1 protein-coding gene is annotated in these 383 nt (G+C 67.6%); it reads right to left on the reverse strand.

Features of this window, described 5'->3' with window-relative positions; translation table 11 throughout:
- The coding region (locus tag C9427_RS33630) for a TCP-1/cpn60 chaperonin family protein (RefSeq protein ID WP_280954170.1) at positions 1–383 on the reverse strand (383 nt) is incomplete at both ends.

A 383-nucleotide genomic window follows, 5' to 3' on the forward strand; every position in this document is an offset into this window, starting at 1 on the left:
CTTGCCGGCAACGATCGAGGCTTCCGCACCGGCGTTGGCCGCGATCTGGCGGGCCGGAGCCTGCAGCGCGCGACGCACGATGTTGATGCCGGCGGTCTGGTCGGAATTGGCGCCGGTGGCCTTGATGTTCAGCGAAGCGCGCAGCAGGGCGACGCCGCCGCCGGGAACGATGCCTTCTTCGACGGCCGCGCGGGTCGCGTTGAGGGCGTCATCGACGCGGTCCTTCTTTTCCTTGACTTCGATCTCGGTCGCACCGCCGACGCGGATCACCGCAACGCCGCCCGCCAGCTTGGCGAGACGTTCCTGCAGCTTCTCCTTGTCGTAGTCCGAGGTGGTCTCCTCGATCTGCTGCTTGATCTGGGCAACGCGGCCCTGGATCTCGG

Origin of the sequence: Mesorhizobium helmanticense (assembly GCF_003034915.1) — a bacterium.
Classification (GTDB): domain Bacteria; phylum Pseudomonadota; class Alphaproteobacteria; order Rhizobiales; family Rhizobiaceae; genus Mesorhizobium; species Mesorhizobium helmanticense.